12 protein-coding genes are annotated in these 19035 nt (G+C 68.4%); 2 read left to right on the top strand and 10 right to left on the bottom strand.

The genetic code is table 11. The features are described 5' to 3' along the window. Window positions 1-4: 4 nt before the first annotated feature. A complete protein-coding gene (locus J2852_RS00135) occupies window positions 5-259 on the bottom strand; it encodes a helix-turn-helix domain-containing protein (RefSeq protein WP_209869125.1) in 255 nt (84 codons plus the stop codon). A gap of 156 nt (window positions 260-415) precedes the next feature. Here J2852_RS00135 and J2852_RS00130 point away from each other — a divergent pair, with 156 nt between their 5' ends. Further along, the gene (locus tag J2852_RS00130) at window positions 416-739 is read left to right on the top strand and encodes a hypothetical protein (protein ID WP_209869122.1); all 324 of its coding nucleotides are present in this window, start codon (window positions 416-418) and stop codon (window positions 737-739) included. Between the two features lie 2656 nt (window positions 740-3395). Here J2852_RS00130 and J2852_RS00125 read toward each other — a convergent pair. After that, window positions 3396-5312 (bottom strand): alpha-amylase family glycosyl hydrolase, encoded by a 1917-nt coding sequence (locus tag J2852_RS00125; protein ID WP_209869119.1) that lies wholly within the window; start codon window positions 5310-5312, stop codon window positions 3396-3398. 668 nt (window positions 5313-5980) lie between these two features. Here J2852_RS00125 and J2852_RS00120 point away from each other — a divergent pair. Beyond that, window positions 5981-10237 carry a hypothetical protein gene (locus J2852_RS00120; RefSeq protein ID WP_246499226.1) on the top strand — a complete coding sequence of 1419 codons (4257 nt, stop codon included), beginning with the start codon at window positions 5981-5983 and terminating at the stop codon, window positions 10235-10237. 69 nt (window positions 10238-10306) lie between these two features. On the opposite strand, the gene J2852_RS00115 is transcribed toward J2852_RS00120, so the two are convergent. The 8 genes from J2852_RS00115 to cmr1 form a co-directional block, all read right to left on the bottom strand. Continuing rightward, window positions 10307-10765 carry an AAA domain-containing protein gene (locus tag J2852_RS00115; protein ID WP_209869116.1) on the bottom strand — a complete coding sequence of 153 codons (459 nt, stop codon included), beginning with the start codon at window positions 10763-10765 and terminating at the stop codon, window positions 10307-10309. 105 nt (window positions 10766-10870) lie between these two features. Continuing rightward, window positions 10871-11608 carry a DUF6602 domain-containing protein gene (locus J2852_RS00110; protein ID WP_209869113.1) on the bottom strand — a complete coding sequence of 246 codons (738 nt, stop codon included), beginning with the start codon at window positions 11606-11608 and terminating at the stop codon, window positions 10871-10873. 27 nt (window positions 11609-11635) lie between these two features. Continuing rightward, the gene (gene cmr6 / locus J2852_RS00105; protein WP_209869110.1) at window positions 11636-12691 is read right to left on the bottom strand and encodes a type III-B CRISPR module RAMP protein Cmr6; all 1056 of its coding nucleotides are present in this window, start codon (window positions 12689-12691) and stop codon (window positions 11636-11638) included. After that, window positions 12688-13134 (bottom strand): type III-B CRISPR module-associated protein Cmr5, encoded by a 447-nt coding sequence (cmr5, locus tag J2852_RS00100; protein WP_209869107.1) that lies wholly within the window; start codon window positions 13132-13134, stop codon window positions 12688-12690. The genes cmr6 and cmr5 overlap by 4 nt, the downstream gene beginning before the upstream one ends. Before the next feature lie 3 nt (window positions 13135-13137). Next, the gene (gene cmr4, locus J2852_RS00095) at window positions 13138-13983 is read right to left on the bottom strand and encodes a type III-B CRISPR module RAMP protein Cmr4 (RefSeq protein ID WP_209869104.1); all 846 of its coding nucleotides are present in this window, start codon (window positions 13981-13983) and stop codon (window positions 13138-13140) included. Next, window positions 13983-15143 carry a type III-B CRISPR module-associated Cmr3 family protein gene (locus tag J2852_RS00090; RefSeq protein WP_209869102.1) on the bottom strand — a complete coding sequence of 387 codons (1161 nt, stop codon included), beginning with the start codon at window positions 15141-15143 and terminating at the stop codon, window positions 13983-13985. The genes cmr4 and J2852_RS00090 overlap by 1 nt, the downstream gene beginning before the upstream one ends. Next, a complete protein-coding gene (cas10, locus tag J2852_RS00085; RefSeq protein WP_209869099.1) occupies window positions 15140-17203 on the bottom strand; it encodes a type III-B CRISPR-associated protein Cas10/Cmr2 in 2064 nt (687 codons plus the stop codon). The genes J2852_RS00090 and cas10 overlap by 4 nt, the downstream gene beginning before the upstream one ends. Window positions 17204-17212: 9 nt before the next feature. Continuing rightward, window positions 17213-18439 (bottom strand): type III-B CRISPR module RAMP protein Cmr1, encoded by a 1227-nt coding sequence (gene cmr1 / locus J2852_RS00080; protein ID WP_209869096.1) that lies wholly within the window; start codon window positions 18437-18439, stop codon window positions 17213-17215. Window positions 18440-19035 lie beyond the last annotated feature (596 nt).

The raw sequence follows: 19035 nt of genomic DNA, 5'->3' as shown, positions 1-19035 counted from the left end.
GCGGTTAAACAATAGCCTTCCTGCGCAGCCGCACGCCGGGGCCGAGGTCGCCCTCGTCATCGTCGATGAAGAAGACGCCCGCGTCTTCGAGGGCCTTGCGGATGGCGTCCGTGGTCGAATCGCGCGGCTCGCCCTCCGCCGCTTCATAACGTGCGATGGTCCTCACCGTGGCGCCGGATGCGGCGGCCAATTTGGGGCGGCTCCAGTCGAGCAATGCGCGTGCGGCACGAAGTTGCGCGGGATGAATTGCCTTTTTCATGCCATTTCTCTTTATCAATGGCCCGAAACATGCCATTGTGTGTGCGCGCAAGCAAGGCGGCCGAGCGGGAGGGTTAGGAGCCTCCCACCCGGCCTGACCACAACCCAAGCTGCTACGGAGCTACGGATCATGGCTGATTCCGAGACTATCACACCTATGCCTGAAGAAGGGGACGCGGAACTTCTGCGCCTCGGCAAACGGCACCTGAACCTGCTGCGCCGGTACGAGGCGCGCGACTTTGGCGAGGACACCCGGGCGAACGACCGTTTCATGGGGCGGCTGATGAAACTGGAAAACCAGATCGCGGCGATCCCCGCGACCACGCTCGCCGGCCTGACCGTGCGCCTGTGGATGCTGTGGAGTTGGGAAGCCACCGAACCCGGCGTCCTGTTCACCGGCCCCACCCCGGAGGCCTCCGAAAAGGCACACCTCGCCTGGGGCCTCATCAAGGACGCCGAACGCGTCGCCGCGCGCGCCTGACCGACAAAGACCGCCCGGCTCTTCGCCCAAGGCGAGGGGCCGGGCGGGTCGTATGGTGAGGCCCCGGCATCTCACCGGGGCTGTCGCATTGGCCGATAAAGCGGTTTCTCCTTCGAAAACCACCGTCCACCGTCATTCCCGCGAAGGCGGAAATCCAGGGCATACCAGTGCTACCGTGCGGAGTTTTTTGGTTCCCCGCCTTCGCGGGGATGACGTATCGCAAGGTGTGTGCCGGCCAAAGCCCAAGCGTTTCGGCTCGGAAAGACCTCACGATCTTATCAACCGTGCGATCTGGCTCGCGATGCTTCAATGAGGCCCGAGCATTTCGGCTCGGGAAGACGGTCTGCTCAGCATGTTCGAGCACGATTTCACCCATTTCGGACTTCAATGAGGCCCCGGCATTTCGCCGGGGAAGACGACGGCGAAGCGGAGTCCCTGATCGCCCGCCAGTTTGCGCTTCAATTAGGCCCGAGCGTTTCCGCCCGGGAAGACTGAGATCGCCCAGAAGGAGTCGATCCGCATCGCCATCAAGTTTCAATAAAGCCCGAGCGCTTCCGCTCGGGAGGACCCAATACGCCCTCTCCGCCCAGGTGGACGCGCTGACGCTTCAATGAGGCCCCGGCATTCACCGGGGAAGATCTGATCTGGAGCTTCAGCCGCGCTACCCGCTGATCGTGCTTCAATGAGGCCCCAGCGTTTCACCGGGGAAGACGCGCTCAAACTCCGCCATGGCCGCCAGCATGTGGAAGACGCTTCAATGAGGCCCCGGCATTTCACCGGGGAAGGCGGAAGCGGAAGCTGAGCAGTCATGCCCTGAATGTGCTGCTTCAATAAGGCCCGAGCATTTCGGCTCGGGAAGACAAGCCATCAAGTTCACGATTAACAACAACCTACGGGAGCTTCAATGAGGCCCGGGCGTTTCTGCCCGGGAAGAATCGACCATCGACATCTCGACCGAGATCGAGAAGGTGTTTCAATAAAGCCCTGGTGTTTCGGCTGGAGAAGACAAGGTTACTACATTCTTGTGCTTCCCATCCAGCACCGCGAGTTTCAATAAAGCCCGAGCGTTTCCACTTGGGAAGACACCGACGTGAGGGCCGCAGCATGACGACCGACTACGCTTCAATGAGGCCCTAGTATTTCACCGGGGATGACGGCCTACGAGAGCAACGCCGACACCAACGCCTTCACGCTTCAATGAGGCCCCGGCATTTCACCGGGGAAGACCGAGGCCATCATAGAGGCCGCGATGGGGCGGCCGGAGCTTCAATGAGGCCCCGGCATTTCACCGGGGAAGACGGGGCGCCAGTGGTTCGGATCGAGCGCGATCAGATCCGCACTTCAATGAGGCCCGAGCATTTCGGCTCGGGAAGACCGCGAACGACGTTCGCCTCGTCCCTCCGGAGATGACGTTGCTTCAATGAGGCCCGAGCATTTCGGCTCAGGAAGACCGTTCACGCCGCTCGCGTCGCCACTCTTCCGGCAACTGGCTTCAATGAGGCCCGAGCATTTCGGCTCGGGAAGACGCCTGACCATGCCGCTGAACCTCCTGCAAATCTGCGCTTCAATGAGGCCCGAGTGTTTCCACTCGGGAAGACCCCGACCAGATCAGGACCGACATGATGTCGGGCAGCACCACGCTTCAATGAGGCCCGAGCGTTTCCACTCGGGAAGGCGACGACGCCTACACCCTCCTGTTCGTCCAGGTCGGGCTTCAATAAGGCCCGAGCATTTCGGCTCGGGAAGACGTCAAGCTGTCCGACCCCGACCTGCTGAACGCCGCGACGCTTCAATGAGGCCCGAGCATTTTTGCCCGGGAGGAACTGCCGGTCATCCGCCGCGTGATGCCAACGGTGATCGCGCTTCAATGAGGCCCGAGTATTTCGGCTCGGGAAGACCCGACATGATGCAGCTGGTCGGTCGCTACGCCTACGCGCTTCAATGAGGCCCCGGCATTTCACCGGGGAAGACTGCGTGACGCCGCGCGACGCTCTGGTGCAGCTGCGCTTCATGCTTCAATGAGGCCCCGGCATTTCACCGGGGAAGACGGTCGGGACACCGGAGGGCGAGGTGCTGACGCCCCTCCAGGCTTCAATGAGGCCCCGGCATTTCACCGGGGAAGACAGGGTGGGTTGCACCCCGTTGAACGACAACGACAAACGGCCACGGATTCGAGCGGTCCGTGATTCGGATCGGGTGTGGCGCTTGGCCGATCCGGTTTCGTTCTTCACGCTGTCCAAGAACCCTGGAAAATCAACGGCCTTCGCTGTGCGAGCGGGTCCGGGGTTTTGGCGGGTACCGGACCGCTCGCGCGGCAGCGGCGGCGGGGGAGAGGATAGCACCGGGCGCGCGGGTGGTCATCACGGGATTGCGCGGGGCGGATTCCGGATGAGGTCCTCTGGGGGGCGCGGTGTCCGTATCCCCCGGACCAGGGCCGTCCGCGAGCCTTGCGGACGCGCGCCGCGACGGGTCCTCCGCGGGTGGGGCGGGGCGCGCCGCCGGGTGAATGGCCGGCCGCCCGGCGCTGTTCCGGATCGGGCGGGCCGGGACGCGGGCCGTCGCCGGGCCGGCGGGCGCAGCAGGGCGCCGTGGCCGGTGCGGCCCGCCGGGGCCGGCGTCCGCGATGCGATCCGCGAGGGACGGGCGGCGGGCGGTTCTACGTCGTGAAGACGCGGACCTGAAAGGGGGCGAGGGACAGCCCGGCCCAGCCGTCGTGGGAACGGACGCGGATCGGCGCGCCGTTGGCGGGGCCGCCGCGCTCCCGGACGCGCCCGGCGTCCGGCCAGGGCCAGGGCAGGTCGTACACCGGAAAATCCTGCGCGCCCGCGTTGGCGATGACGACGACCTGCCCGTCGTGCCCCAGGGGGCGGCCCGCCGTGCGGGCATAGGCGAACACGCGGGGGCCGTCGTCCTCGTCGAGCCGGGGGTGGGCGTGAAAGAACGCGGTCTCGTTGCGCCGCAGGGCCTCGTGCCCGGTGCGCAGCCGGATCAGGTCGCGCACCGCCGCACGGAAGGCCGCGTGGGCCGGCAGGCGGGCGCGGTTCCAGTCAACGGGATCGGACATCTTGAGCCGCCAGTCCCCGTGCTCCAGATCGTGGACGTCGGCGAACTCCTCGCCGGCCAGAAGCATCGGGATGCCCACCGAGGTCATGAGCAGGGCGAAGCCGCCGCGCGCCCGGTCGAACGCCTCGGCGACGGCGGCCCGCACCTCCGGCGAGGGCTGCGGATCGGCCAGCACCCGGCGCACGTGGGCCACCGAGCCGGGGGCGACCGAGCCGTCGCCGAGGCCGCGGATGCGCAGCAGGCCGCCCAGCGCCTCGTTCATGAAGCGCTGTTCGCCCTCGTTCTCCACGTCGTGCGAGGTGATGTAGTTCACCGCCTGCGCCAGATCGGAAAAGCCGTCGCGGAAGGCGCGCCCGAGGTCGTCCCACAGGGCGTCGCCGCGCACCATCGCCTCGATGCGCCGCCGCCGCGACGGCTCGCCCCAGCGGGTGCCGATGCCGCCGCGCAGCAGCCGCCGCGCCTCGTCGCGCCACGCGAAGTTCCAGATGGCGTCGGTCACGCCGTCGTGCACGGCCTTGGCCCGGCGCCAGGAATCCTCGGCGATGACGATGAAGGGCCGGTCCGGGAACGCCGCGCGGAACGACGCCCAGGCCCGGTTGCGGAAGTCGCGGATGAAGTCCCAGTTGTCGATGCCCTTGAACTCGTCGATGCGGAAGCCGTCGATGCGGTACTCGCGGATCCAGAAGTCCGCCATGCGGTAATGGAACTCGCGCGCGGCGAAGCTGCCGTCGGGTGCCGGCGTCCGGTAGCGGAAGCAGCGCCCGCCCCAGTCGTGCTCTCGCCCCGGCTCGTCCTGCGGCCGGTTCAGGAAGTACCAGTCGAAGGCCAGCCGCTCCAGCGGGCAGCCGGTCGCGTGGTTCATCACCACGTCGAGAATGACGCGGATGCCCCGCTGGTGGCAGCGCTTGACGAACAGCTTCAGGTCAACGGGGCCGCCCATGTCGATGTCGGGGGCGAAGAAGAAGCGCGTGCCGTACCCCCAATTGAGCGTGTCGGGCGAATCCTGCACCGGCAGCAGCTCGATGGCGTTGACGCCGAGGTCGGCCAGCTCGTCCAGCCGTTCGAAGATGGCCCGCTCGAAGGTGCCCAGCCCGATCTGCCGGACGTCGTCCGCCGACGCCATCCAGCGCATCGGCATCTCGTAGATCACGATCCGGTTGTTGCCGGGCAGGCGCAGGCCGTCCGGCAGTTCATCGTCCCACGAGAACGGAACGCTCCAGCGCCGCCCGCCGCGGATGCGGAACAGGCCGCGATACCCGCCGAAGCGCACGATCTCCTCGGCGAAGGGATCGGGCACCGGATGATCGGCGTCGCCGTCGAGCACGAATTCATACTCGTACTCGCCATCGGCGAGGCCGAGCGCGCCGATGTCGATCTCCCACCATCCGGGTCGCGCCGCGGCCTTGTGGAACGGCGCTCTCGGCCAGGAGGCGGGGGCGAAGCGGTCCCGGTGGAGCAGCGGCGCGTAGCGAAGCTCGACCGAAGCGGCGTCCGGCGCGGGTATCAGCATGCTGTCCCTCCTGTGTTCCGAGAGCGGGGGCTTTCGATCCGTCGAAGAAGAACCGGCCCGCCTCCATTCTTCTTTTCTGGAAGCTTCGTCAGCGATCTTATCCTTGCTCCTTTGGGTATTTAACCGGTCAAATCGGTGTATGAGCATCGGCGTGTCGTCCTGGATCGCATACTTGTGCATTCGGTGTCATTCTTTTTGTACGCCAATGGCCTTGCCTTTCCCTTGAATGAAGATTGCTGCGTGAGGATGGTTGGGGCCGCAACCCATTCGCGGGGCCATGGGTGCCGCAACCCGTTCAAAGACCAAACTCCGCACAGCGCGCGGTGATTGCGCTCGCCGACTCTTGCGTTTTCCGGCGACTGACACGAGCATGCTTGGCCCCCACTGGATTTTCCCTTCCATGCCCGACCTTGCCGCCACCCTTGAGCCGCTGCAGGACTTCCTGACCAACCTCGGAGCAACCGGAGAGACGGGTTTTGAGGGATTGCTGCGCGACGCCGTCGCGAAGCTCGTCCGTCGGCGCCTCAGCCTGGTGAAGCCGGGGCCGCAGGGTGGAATCGACATGGGAACCGGTCCATCCGATGCCGGGCCTTCCATCGCCGTGGAAGCGAAACGGTACGGCGCGAAGACCGCGTTGAGCGTCGATCAGCTGAAGGCGAAGCTGGTGGATGAAGGCGAAGCTGGTGGACGCCGTGGACCAGCGGCCGGACCTCGACCTGATCGTCTTCGGGGCGACGCGGGAGATCAGCCTCGACGACGAAAGGGAACTGGTTCGGCTTGGAGTGGAGCAGGGGATTGGCGTCGTGGTCATCGACTGGCCGAAGTCGGCGACCATGCTGCCGCCGCTGGCCGTGTTGTGCGCGCTGGCGCCGGAGGCCGTGCTCACGCGCATCGATGCGGAGAAGGCAGCCGCCGTAAAGTCCTGCCTGGATTGGCTGGGGGAACACCCCGGGTTTCCGGCGGCCGCGAAGGACCTGCTCGACCGTCTGACCGCGCCCGACATGGGATGGGGCTCCGCGCGGCGGTGCATGGCCGACTGGCTGCGCGAGACCTTCAGCCGCCGGAACTATGCGCTCTCCCGCCTGCATGGGCTGGTCAACCTTCTCGATGACGAGGCACGCCGGGGCGCCCGACCGCGCCTCATGGAGGTTCTGGACCGATGGTGGGCGTCACATGCATCGCCGCTTGCGCTTCTCGGTGACGAGGGCGTCGGGAAGTCCTGGGCGCCGCTGGGGTGGTGGCACGAGCGCGCCGGTCCGGACGGGAGCAACCTGCCGCTGTGTCTGGTGATTCCGGCGCGCGATGTGACCAATACCGACGTGGAAGGTCTGGTGGCGCGCCTGCTCGCACGGCGGACCAGATTGCGCGACGAGGAATTCTGGCGCCGGCGGGTGCGGCTCTGGCTGAAGACTCCGGCGGCGGAGCCCCGCTTCCTGCTGGTGTTCGACGGTCTGAACGAGCACTGGACCTTTCGGGACTGGGGCAACATCCTGGCCCAACTGGCGGAAGACCCTTGGCGCGGCAGAGCCGCCGTGATCATGACCTGCCGCCCCGATCACTGGCGTCGCGGGTTGAATAGGTTGGCCAGCGTCAAGCCGGCGCCGCTCATCCAGGCTGTCGATCCCTTCGACGACGCGGAACTCGACTCCGTCCTTCAGCAGCACGGTCTGTCGCGCGCCGACTTCGTGCCGGGGCTGCTGCCCTTGCTGAAGGTGCCGCGCCTTTGCAACCTCGCCATCCGCCACCGTGCGGCGCTGTCCGAGAGCGGCGACATCACGCGCGAGCGGCTCGCCTACGAGGACTGGAAGGACCGGCTGAGCCAGCGTGAGGGACACCTGAGGGTGAACGACGCGGCCTTTCACGAGTTCATCGCCGCCCTGGGACGGCGCCTGCACGGCCGGCTTGGCGACACGGCCGAAATCACCCTGCCTTTGACCCGCCGGGAGCTGACCGAGGAGTTGGGGGCGAGCAGTGGTGATGGACCGGAGGCGCTGTACAGCACGGTCAGCGAGATCGTCGATGGCCGCTGGATGGTGCCGGTAGAAGGTCGCGCCGACCGCTTTCGCCTGAACACGGCTCTGGCGCCCTACGCTCTTGGCATGGCCTTGGTCGAACGGCTGAGAGAGATGCCGGAAGGGGGCATCGCCGACGAACTCGCCGCATTCCTCGACCCGTTGCGCGAACAGGATTTGGCGGTCGATCTGCTGCGCGCCGCCGTCACCATCGCGCTCATCGACGGCGAAAGCTCGGCAGCACTCGGCGCCACGCTTCTCCGCGCGTGGCTGGACCGGCAGAACTTCCGTGGGGTCGACTTCGATGCTTTCTGGCGGCTGATCCCTCAGGACCTTGCCCTGTTTACCGCCTTGGCCGAGGAAACGTGGCTGCACCGGCACACGGGGCACCATACGGACGAGGTCCTGATCAAGGGATTCGCGAACGCGGCCGATCGTTGGCCCGACAACATCGGAGCCCGAATCCTGGCGTGGTGCGCCGTGTGGCTCGGCACCCACTGGGGCGACCCGGTCGAGGGAATGGTCATCAATTACGACCCCGAGATGGAGGGGGCCGCGGAACGGATCGTCCGGACGCGGGAGCGGCGCGCCTCTTGGGACAGCGTTGCCGGGGCGCTCAATCCCGAGATCCCTATCCGCGCGGAGATCGGCGGGGACACCCCCTGGCTTGCCTGCCGTGTGCTCGGCATCCTGTCCTACATGCCGCGAGCGCGGGTTGTGCCGGCACTGACAGCCTGGGCCGTGAGCCGGGCGATCATGGGCGGGGATGTTCAGGGAGAGCAGGTTGCCTGGATATTGCGCTATCCGCATCGCGACGAGAACGAACCGGAGGACGGCCGGGCACTGCAAGAGTGTGTTCGACAACAGGCGGAGCGGCTGCTTGCCTTGTCCAACAACGTAGCGGACGACGCTGCCCGCCGGTTGCTAGCGGCGTTCGCCGCACCAGACGCCGCCCGCCAAGCGGAATCCCTGGCGCGGGAGAGGGTTCGAACATGGAGGGGCGCTGAACCGGCTGTCGTGAGGGGTGCCGACGGTTTGCTGACTTGGACCCGGCCAACCACCCAAAACATGCTGCAGGGTGAGGAAGCGCCCCTTTCGAAAGCTGGTGACCTGAATGGGTACGCGGTCGATCCCGTGTGTCGTTTGTCGGAGGAAGACGCGAAATTCCTGGGCGGCTTGGCCGACGCAACCGACGCTGGCCGTCTCTGGCGCGTCATGGGCAACACCAGCGACGACGCGGCCCTTGGACGTGCCGAGGCTGCCTTGGCGCGGTGGGCGCCCAATGCGTTGGGAAACCTATATCGCAGGATCTTTGCGGGAGCAGCCGAGCGTCCGGCCGAATCCTTGGACCGGCTGGCGTTCCGGACACCGTCGCATGTGTTCCTGCTGGGAGAGGATGAACGCGCGGTTGTGTCGTCCCTTCCGGTTCGGTCGGTTGATGAACTGCGCGGCGGTGATGGCACGCTCATCGAGTTCCACTTGGCGGCGTTGGCGGGGCGGACCGCGGCCGAACAGATCGCCTTTTTCTCGCAACAGCCGGACGGGCCGGATTTCGACGCCAAGCACGCAGCCATCCTTGCGGAGCCGACGTCCGAGGATTTTGCCACCGTTGCCGAGGAGTTGCAGCCCGACGCGCCGCCGGCCCGATTGTGCGGATGGTTGTGGTATCTGCTCCACATCCGCCTCGACGCGCTGCCCCCCGGCTATCCTGCGCTAGTGCCGCTGCTGGAGCATGAGGACCAGGGGGTGCGCAAGCTCGCCTTGGAGGTTGTGCACAATGCGCGGGATCCTGAACTGAGCCGGGCACTCGCGGGTACATCATGGCGCTGCACGGAGGGTATGGACCGGGAAGAAGTCATCAACGGATCGCTGGCGCTCATCGAAGCGGCGGCGATCATGCCGGCCGCGGACATCCGCTCGCGTGTTGATCCCGAAGCTTGGGGCTTCCTCGCCATTCGAGAAGGCGCGACGGAGGAGGATCTCGACGCGTTCGCCGGCTATGTGGAAAAACGCATACATGTTGACCTCTTCCAGCCGCCCGCATCGCGGACGATCCCTCGGCATTACTTCATTCTGAATTGTGCCATAGACCGCTTGGTGGAGCGCCGGGGCGATCAGGTGGTGGCTTGGGTCCAGCCCCTGCTCACTGGAAGCGGAGCGTCGCGGCGATCCCTGTTCTTTGACGAATTTCCCTACAACGACATCTGCCGGGCGCTGCTTCGCCACCGGCCGGCCGAAGGCATGGCCATGTGGAAGGTCATGCGGCGGCTTTATGAACGCTCATCGTTTCGGAGCGATGAGTTCTCGCAGATGCCTTTCGAGGCACCGGATTCGGAGCCCGTGGATCAACTGCGCCACCTTGCGTGCGATCTGGCTCGCACCGATCAGGATCTCGGCCGGATAGCAACCGCCGTCATCGACCACGGCCGGCAGGCATGGTTGATCGACCGGATTCGCCGCGATTTGGCAGCGCCCTTGGCTGGGGAGATCGCGCGGGGGCTCTGGTTTGCCGGCTTGCTGGACGTCACCGACGCGGCCGAGAGCTTGTGGCGAACCACGCTGGCCGAGCCGCCGGCACTTGGCTGGCTGGCCGAGGTCCACGCGCGCGCCAAAGGCAACTACCGGCGGAACCTCCAAGCCCGTCACTGGCTCGACGAGTTCCTGGACGAGCGCGACGTTGACCGGGCGTTCGGCCGGCACCGGCTCTTCCTGTGCTGTGCTGACCGGCGCGTCTACGCTTGGGCACCCCGGCGGCTCGACGAGGTTTGGGAGGGGTTGCCCAAAGCGTGGCGGACGCATCTGTCTCTGTGCGGGCAAGCGCTGAACGAGGCGGTTGAGAAGCGCGACAAGGAATGGAAGGAGACGCTGTTCGGCACCAGGATCACCACCCACATCCAGTGGCCGTGGCGATGAAGCCGCCGCCGCGTCATCACCACGGCGCACGTTCCACCGCCGGCATCGCATGGCCGCTTGGCTTGGCCGTCACGGCAGTCGGGCGTCCAGTTCCTGGAACACCCCGGCGACTTTCCAAAGACGGCGGTTGCCGACCACGTAGACCACTTCCTTGGCGCGCGTCACCGCGACGTTGAGCAAGTTCGGGCGCCCTCCGGCCCACCTGCGGGCGCCATCCTGCTGAGGACCCGGAGCCCCGAGCACGAAGATGACCGCCTCGGCCTCGCGCCCCTGCACCGTGTGCACGTCCCCGCGCTCCCGAGCCCACGCGGCCGGATCGTCGCCCCAGCGCCGGGGCCACGCGCCCCTGTCGGTGAGCATCCGCCGCAGGTTGTCGGCGACGATCACGAACGGCGTCACAATGTAGAGGTCGGGTGTTTCCATGCCGGCGGCGTCGAGCCGGTGCAGGAGCGAGAGAACCGTGGCGCCCTCCTGCGGGCACCATTTGTCCTCGGCAGCGCCGGAGACTTCCGCTCGGGAAGACGTCAAGGCCATGGGGGACGGCGTCACCGACGCGCTGCGGCTTCAATGAGGCCCGAGCATTTCGGCTCGGGAAGACAGGGTAGGTCGCACCCCGTTGAACGACAACGACAATCAGGCCGGCTGCCCGGTGTTCAGCCACGTGGCGTAGGCGCGGACGTCGATCATCGGCACAGTGGCGCATTGCTGCAACCGGGCTATCAGTTCGAACAGGAAAGCCGTCGCCGGTTTGCCGCCCGGCGCGAGATCGGTCCATCCCGCAGCATCGCGGCCATACAGCCCATGCGCGGCCACACAGCAGAGGTCCAGGCGCTCGTCGTCACTCTTCGCGCCGCCGAGCGCCTTCGAGAAGGCGCCTCCGAAGGGTGGAGACCAATCGGACTCCAGCGTCAGCAGGCCGCCGAGGATATGATGCAGGGGCTTGGGTGGCTGAAGGCCGCTGGCGGACGGGATCGGCAGGCTGGTGCGGTGCAGCCGCCGGACGCTCGCCAGCTTGCCGTGCGCGTAGGCGATCTCGGCGGCGTTCATCGACTGCTTGGCCTCGAACACCGCGTACACGGCCTCCGCAGGAATGATCGGCTGGCCCTCGAAATTGAAGACGAAGGGGGTGTATTGCCGGTCGAAGACAACGATGTCGATCTGGTCGCTGAAGGAGCCCCGGCTGTCCACCACGAAGGCGTTGGCCGCCTGATAGCGGTGCGGCAGGTGGTCCTTCAGCAGCGTAAGCCAGACGTTCTCGCTGGCCGCGCCCTTCGTGCCCGGATGGCCGAGCGTGAGCCGGGCGGAGGTCAAGCGGTGCTCGACATGATTGTGCAAGGCCGTCAGCACCTTTGGAAGCGACCATTCGGTCATCACGGACTCCGGTTCTGGAAGGGAGGGTCAGGTCACTTGATCCGGGCCGACCGTCTCGATGTCGCCCGTCTCCAGGAAGCGGACCACAAGCAGGCCGCCTTCGCGGCGCAGGATCTCCACGGGCTCGCCATCGACCATGCCGCGCCGAGGGGGTGGGGGAGGCTGAGACGCGCCGCGTCCGCGTGGCGCGGCGGACGGGATGCCGAAGGGGGAAACGGGGTCCTCGGGCAAGGCGGCGTCGCGCGGTTGGAAGCGCCCGAAGCCGGTGGCGGTCTTGGCCCCGGCGCCCAGCCACTCCAGCGCTTCGCTCACCCAGCGGGCGGCGTCGTCCAGCGGCGCCAAGAGGCGGCGCGGGAGAACGGCGAACTGGAAGACGGCACCGGCTTCCAACGCCAGGAAGGGAATGGGCTTCGGGGAGTGCCAGTCCGCCGGCGGCTCCAGGGAGGACGGGACGGCGGGGTCGGCGAGGTTCCAGCGGCCGGTGTGCGGCGTGACCACGTCCGCCACCAGGGAAACCGGCTCCACCGGCAGGGCGTCCAGCAGGATGATGTCGCCCACCTCCAGCGCGCCATCGCCGGGGCGCGGCCCGAAGATGGTCTTCACCGATTCCGGGGCGGCGATTTCGGCCCAGGCTCTGGTCAGGCCCTTGACGCCGCTCCCGGCCAGAAACGGCACGCCCAGGCTGTGGTGAAACGCGAACCCGTTTTCGACCGGGTGGCGGCGGCCGAGGCCGGAGGCGAAGCGCGCCGTCAGGCGCATCTCCAGCACGCGGCCGCCGCGCGCCTCCACCAGGGAGCGGCGGCGGCGCGCGTGCTCGGCCAGCAGCGCCGGATCGCCGGCCTTCACCGGAGGCTTGTTCGCGTCGGGAAGGCCGTCGCGGCCGCGCGGGCGGATGAGGCTTTCGATCCACTGGCGCTTGGCGTCGTCGCCGTCCAGCCCGCCGAAATCCGCCTGCCAGCGGTCGCAGAACTTGTCGAACCAAAGCCCGGCGTTGCCGCCCCAAACGGGGCCGGACGGGCTTGGCTTCGGCTGGAAGGCGCGCGCGGCCTCCTCCATCGCACCGCGATAGAGCGGGGCCGTCATGCGCCGTTCCCTTCCGTGAGAAAGGCGTTGGCGAACTTCTTCAGCCACTGGATGTAGGCCATGGCTTCGGCCTGGGCGAGCAGGAACCCGTGCTGGTCGGCGTCGCACAGCGCCAGCATCAGCACGGGCTCGTCCTTCGGCCGGCCCTCGCGCCGGCCCCGGAAGGGGGCGTCGGCGTCGGGGCCGCACAGCCAGTCCTCCAGGTGCAGGTACAACTGCCGGTGGGCGTTGGGGGCCTTGCCGCCCTGGCCCTTGGCGCTGTCCTTGCCGCCCTGCGCCAATTCGGTCGCCAGCGCTTGGCCCAGGCCGTTCATGACGATGGCCGCCGGCAGCGACTTGACGTAGCCGGCGTAGGCCAGCCGTTCCGGTTCCGGCGCCTTCTCGGCATAGTCGCGAATGGCGGCAAGCGCGGCCTTGGCGCGGCGCTGGGGAAGGGTGGACATGGCTCAGCCCTCCTCTTCGCCGGCGATGAGTGGGCGGACCAGGAACCAGCCCTGGCCGACCGTCTCGTTCCCGCCGAGTTGCAGGTAGGGATGCCGCCGGAGGAGTTCCGCCACCGCCGCGCTGCCGCCGGCCTCGCCGCCGTCGGCCTTGTGGCGGTCGTTCAGCACCACGTACATGACGGTGTCGGGCGGCAGGGTCTCCTCGTACCAGAGATTGGTGGAGGTCTTCTGCTCATTGAGGCAGTTGCGGGCCTGCACCGACAGGGCGTAGCGGGCGAACCAGCCGAACTCCTCATCGCTGACGACCGCGAGCTGGCCGGCAAGCCGGGCGCGGGCCTGCTCGTCACCGATCAACCCGCCGAGCAGTTCCGCCAGTCCGGGGGGGAGCGGGCCGGCGGGGGTGAAGCTGCGCTCCTCCAGGAACAGGCGGCCGGCGCCGGCGGACAGGACCCGGGACTCGCCCTGGCCGTCCAGGGCGGTGAAGTCGAACGGCGCCTCGGGCACGGTCAGCCCGGCCCGGCGGCGGTCGCGGACCAGCCGCTCCACGATGTGCGGGCAGGTCAGCCAGCGGTAGGCCCCCGTCAGGCTGCGCACCGGCAGAAGCAGCAGCCGCGCGTCCGACACCATCACCTGCCCGGCGTTGTCCTGCTTGCCGAACCAGCGCTCGGCATCGGCGGGGAGGCGCTGTTCCACCACCTCGCGCAGGGCGCCCTTGCAGGAGCTTCCCGGCACGAAGGGATAGCTGGTGGTGCGTTCGCGCGCGACCGGCAGATCGACCGTTTCGTTGCTCTGGCCGACGCCGGGGTGGACATGGGATTCGGCAAGCAGGCCGAGAAGGGCGGCTTTCATCAAACGACTCCTTGGGGATCGGCGCCGGTATCGGTGTGAATGTCGGTGAAGGTGCCCAGCGCGAAACGGCCGAAGCCGTGCCGGGCGTCCGTCGGATCGCCAAGCCAGGGCCGGGGCGGGGACCAGCCCTCGGGCGCATGCAGGAACCACGTGCTGCTGGCCGGCAGGAAGGCGCGCAAGGGCCGCGGCCCCCGCACTCCCCGCGTTTCACCGGGCCGGCTGTCCCAACCGCCGATGGGCACCGGGTCGCCCAGGCAGGCGGAGACGATTTCGGCGCCCGCCCAGCCGTCGTCCCGCAGCGCTCCGGGGCGCAGCCAGCCTTCGCCGACGCGGGCGGGCGACAGGAGGACCAGCATCACGCACCGGCGGGTTCCGTCACCGGCCGGCTTGAAAGCCGTGGCGCGGGGCGGAACGGGCGGCTCCGCCAGAAGGTCCACCATGGCGGTGCGGTGCTCGCCGCCCAAGGGAACCAGCCGGGTCGGTTTCCATCCCTCCGGCAATCCCTCGACCGGCTGCGCCAAGGCCACGCGATCGGCGAGGCGGACGTGGACGGGGGCGTAGAGCTGGCCGTGCCGGGCGGTGCGGCTCGCCTTGTCCAGCGCCAGCCCGACGCGCGGCTCCGCCGTCCACAGCGCGTCGCTCCGCACCATGTGGCTCGCGTCCAGTTCCGCCGCCCGGTCGTCGAGCGCGAGCGCCAGACCGGCCGAGGTCAGCCACAGATCCTCCACCGGTTTGCGGCGCAGGCCGGCGGGGTCTTCGGGCAGGCGCACCCCGTCGCCGAGGTCGCAGTCCAGTGGACGGCCGGGGCGCAGCAGGGCGAAGGCGTCCGTTCCAACCAGAGCCCGCGGCGCGGGGTACAGCGGCTCCCAACCGCCGTTCCCCATGCGCAGCAGCAGCGGCGCGCCGAAGCGCAGCGTTCCGCCGGTCATGTCCGGCCCGTCGCCCAGATCGGCGGTCAGATCGCCGCTCCAGGGGCTGCCGCCATTCCATCCACGGCCCAGCGCCAAGGCGGCGCGCAACGCGCCGGTGAGGGTGGACGGGTGCGGTGGGAACAGGCTGCGGGCGTGCGCCAATCCCTCGTCACCTTGGTTGTAGGGACGGCCGTCGCGGAAGAACAGCGTGTCCGTCGGGGACAGGACGAAGAGGCGCGTTGCGGTCACGACCGTTCTCCCGCGAACCAGCCGCCGTTGTCGGCGAGGAATTTCACGACCAGCGTCCCGTCGAGGTCGAAATGGCGCTCGTCCGCCCCGCCACGGCGCGGGCGGCAGACGGCCGCCAGTTCCTCCATCTCCCGTCGCGCGTCGCCGCGGACCCGGTCGCGTTCCTTGTCATCGGCGATGGAGGCCAAGTCCCGTCCCTTCAAGCGCTCCGCCAGCAGGAGATTGACGAGATCGGCATCCAGCTCGTCCGGGGTGAACTGGTTCAGCAGATCGCCGTAACGTTCAGCAATGCTGTACAGGAACGCGGAGGAGCGCTCGTCCTCCCCGGCAAAGGCGACGGTCAGGCTTTGGAGGGCCGAGACGGCTGCGGAACCGGCTTCGCCGCCGGGTACGAAATCCCACGCGGAAACCCATTCCGCCACGGGGCCACCCCGCTTCATCACCACGATGGCGAGGCTGTCGCGCCTGTTCTCCTCCTTCGCGGTCCGTTCCAGAGCCTTGTGGGCCTTGTCCAGAACCGCGCCCAGTGGGCTGGAGTAATGGGCGAACACGAGACTGGCGGACAAGGTAGCGGTGCCGGCAAAGGAATCGCGGAAGGCGCGCGACAGGCTGTCCGCCGTGGCGAGCGCCGTGTGAATCGGCAGCAGGGCCAGCACGTCGTCGCCGCCCGCGTAAATCAGCAGGCCGTCCTTCTCGCGGACGATGGTCTCCGCCTGCCTGGTGAAATCGCTCAGCGCGGCGCTGACGCCTTCGGGATCCTCCCTGACGCGCTCGCCCATCCGGTCGCCGTCCATGAGGAGCAGCGCGTAGAAGGGGGATGCCTCGCGCATTTTCTCCTGCCGCCGTCCGCCGGTGGGAGCGGTGGCGGCCTGAAGCGCGCGCAGGGACGCGACCAACGGTTCGACGGCCCTGCGGTCGGCCTCGACGGTCTCCCTGCGCTGCGCGGCGTCGGCGCCGAGCAGGTCGAGGCGCATCTCGGAGCGCCGGCGGGCGATGGTGTCGGCGAAGAACAGCGTGCCGTCCAACTCGCCGAAGGTCCCGGACGCGGCAAGCCCCGCGATGCGGGTCCGGTGTTCGGCGCGGGTGACGCTCTTCTCTCCCGGCAGGTCGCGTTCGATGGGCGTGTCATGCCAGTGCCGGCGCACCGATCCCAGGTAGGCCCGGCAGGCATCGGGATCGCTCGTCCAGGCGTTGGCGAGCCACGGGACCGCCGCCAGATAGGCCGTGGACGGGTACTTGCGCAGCCGCCGCCGGACTTCCCGTTCGTCCTCCGGGGCCTCGCAGGAGGCGCCCGGCACCCAGCCTATGGCCTGTTCGAGTTCTTTCAGCGGCAACAAGGGGAACAGCCGCTTCACCAGGGCGACGGCGCACAGCCGCTCGCTGCGCCGCAGTTCGAGCGCACCGGCCACCTTGTCCTCTTTGCCGTAGACCACCTCGTTCACCCGCTTGCGCACCCGGTCCCAGAAATCGTCCTGCGCCTTTGCCTCTCCCCTGGCGCGGACGAAGCCGGACAGTTCCTGCCAGTCGCCCATGATGGTGCAGTGGTCTCCGCCCTCGTCGTCGGGAAGGGCGCCGGTGCGCCACAGTTTCCGGCGGGCGAGGACGTCGCTCTCCGCCGTCCCGTCCTCGAAGGCCCAGGCGATCTGCCAGAAGCCGTTGATCTGGCGTTGCCAGATCTCGGCGGTGCCGGGGGCGGCGATGTCCCGCAGGAAGACGTCCCACACCGCGCCGGCCAGCTTGCCCCAGGCGCCGCGAACGTCCTCCATGGCCTCGCGGGCGGAGGCGCTTTCGGGCAACGTCGCCTTGAACCGGTTGGGCAGCGAGCCAACCACCGGCCAGACGCCTTGCCCGGCGACATCCTGCTTGCGCAACGCGTTGTAAAGCGGGTCCTGGTCCACCAGCGGAAAGACGATGCTTCCGCGCCGGTTGGTGACGGCCCTCATGGCGACGCCGGACAGCCAGGACAGAAGGAACGACCCAGCCCACAGGTCGCGGGTGCGGCGCGCTTGGCGGATGAAGTCCTGTACAGGGCCGATGGTGACGTGAAGAGTGCGGTCCATCGCGGCACCTCAGCGGCGGTCGGGCAGCACGGGGGCGCGCTGCGGGAAATACGCTCCACCCTCCCGGCGGCGGGCGGGGTCCGCCGGGCCGTCGAGGAAGCGGTCCAGGACGCTCCAGTCGATCCGGGCACGCCGGGTGTCGGAACGGCCGCGATGGGTGACGGTCACCTCGTCGTGCTCGCCCGGAAGGAATTGCGCGGGAAGCAGCAGCGAGACGGCAATGTGGTGATCCGCACCCAGGGGATGGACGTGCAGGATGAGCGGACTGGCGCGGCGGTCCATGCCCGGCACCGCCGGTGCCACGCCGGAACCCTTGCCGTAGTTCTGCGGGAGCCCGAACACGGCCCGCTGCGGGACGAAGCTGCGGTAGCGGGGACCGAAGGGCTCTTTCGACCAGTCGTGATCGTCCACGAAGTTCTTCTCGCTGGGCACGCCGTTGACCATGCCCTTGTGCCCCCAGGCGCGGTAGCGCTGCATCGCCTCGCCCATGCGGTTGAGAGCGGTCAGCCCGTCGGGAGCGGACACCAGAAGGTCGATGCGCACCTTCGGCCCGAAGGCGGTGAAGGGCGGTTCGGCCTCCCCGCCGGACAGGTCGCCCAGCAAAGCAAGCAGTTGCGACCGGTACTCCTCCTCGGTGCGCGGCGGCTGCCAGGGCGTCCCGCCGCCGGTCAGTTCCACCAGCGCCAGACTGCCCCAGCCACGCCGCGCCCGGCTGCCGAGCCCGCCCACCAGCCCGAACAGCCGCAGGGCGCGGAGGAACGACGCGGTGTCGGCGTCCGGCGCGCCCGGCTTGAACGCGATGTGCACCCGGACGCACGGCCCCGGCAGCAGACAGGAGCGGGAGAGCTTGCCCATGGTCTCGCCGAAGGCCCCCATCAGCCCGTAGCCGAGATACCGCGCCCCTGGCCCCGCCACGCGGTTGTCGGCACCGCGCAACACCGCATCGCGCTCCAGCCGGGGCAGGGGGGTGCGCCGTGGCTCCAGACGCATCAGCGCGCTCCCCTGGGCGCCGGTGCTGCCGAACAGGGATATCTCCCGGCGGCGCAACGCCGCCAGCGCAGCGTTTCGCGATCGCGTTTCGGCGAACAGCTTCGGATACTCCAGCGCCCGCCACCAGAAGCGCAGGGCTCCTTTGAGGCTGGCGAGGCGAAAGCCTTCGGCCTCCTGCCGTGCGCCGCCGAGAAACAAGGGCGTGGCGATGAGGAAAGTGGCCGAGACCGTCTGGAAGCCGGGCATTGGCGAACGGTGTCCCTGATTGGAATATACGCGAAATACGAGTGTTGGTTGCGAGGGCTTGATCAAATGAGGTGATAAAGTTCGGCCAATCACAACTCTTCGTCAAGGCAAAAACGGCTCGGGTCGGCGCTTTGGTTTTGCTGTCCGCTGTGGCGGAGCGTGCAACACTCCATCGGTATCGAGGGAACGGCGAACGGGCACGGCCGGAGTTCCAGCTCGGCCTTCCGGGCCTTTGGGCAAACCACGACGGCAACCAGCCCACCGTTCGCGCATGCGGCAAAGTTGCGCCGCAATCCGCATCGCGACGACGTGGACGCGGATCAAGGAAGCGGTGGCGGCCCGGCCTGGCAACGATGGGCGCCTCCGCCGCTGGTCGCGGCGGACCGGGCTCTATGGCTGCGCCACCGAGCCGCGGCGGGCCGCGTCTCGGCGCATGCGCGTGACGATCCCTGGCGCGGGATCATGGATCGGCGCCTCCGGCGCCGCCGGAGCGGGGAGGCGAGGGGCACCTGCCCCTACGCCCCGCCGGACCCGCCGCCTACGGCGGAGCAGGGCCGCCCGGCCTCACGGGCCGCGCAGCCCGGCTCCGCCCGCCG

This window comes from Azospirillum soli (genome assembly GCF_017876165.1).
Classification (GTDB): Bacteria; Pseudomonadota; Alphaproteobacteria; order Azospirillales; family Azospirillaceae; genus Azospirillum; species Azospirillum soli.
Note: the sequence above shows the minus strand (reverse complement) of the source record. Positions and strands in the feature narration are given on the sequence as shown.

Coding starts and splice junctions, on each gene's coding strand:
- J2852_RS00135 (WP_209869125.1), bottom strand. CDS start 259: ATGAAAAAGGCAATTCATCCCGCGCAACTTCGTGCCGCACGCGCATTG.
- J2852_RS00130 (WP_209869122.1), top strand. CDS start 416: ATGCCTGAAGAAGGGGACGCGGAACTTCTGCGCCTCGGCAAACGGCAC.
- J2852_RS00125 (WP_209869119.1), bottom strand. CDS start 5,312: ATGCTGATACCCGCGCCGGACGCCGCTTCGGTCGAGCTTCGCTACGCG.
- J2852_RS00120 (WP_246499226.1), top strand. CDS start 5,981: ATGAAGGCGAAGCTGGTGGACGCCGTGGACCAGCGGCCGGACCTCGAC.
- J2852_RS00110 (WP_209869113.1), bottom strand. CDS start 11,608: ATGACCGAATGGTCGCTTCCAAAGGTGCTGACGGCCTTGCACAATCAT.
- cmr6 (WP_209869110.1), bottom strand. CDS start 12,691: ATGACGGCCCCGCTCTATCGCGGTGCGATGGAGGAGGCCGCGCGCGCC.
- cmr5 (WP_209869107.1), bottom strand. CDS start 13,134: ATGTCCACCCTTCCCCAGCGCCGCGCCAAGGCCGCGCTTGCCGCCATT.
- cmr4 (WP_209869104.1), bottom strand. CDS start 13,983: ATGAAAGCCGCCCTTCTCGGCCTGCTTGCCGAATCCCATGTCCACCCC.
- cas10 (WP_209869099.1), bottom strand. CDS start 17,203: ATGGACCGCACTCTTCACGTCACCATCGGCCCTGTACAGGACTTCATC.
- cmr1 (WP_209869096.1), bottom strand. CDS start 18,439: ATGCCCGGCTTCCAGACGGTCTCGGCCACTTTCCTCATCGCCACGCCC.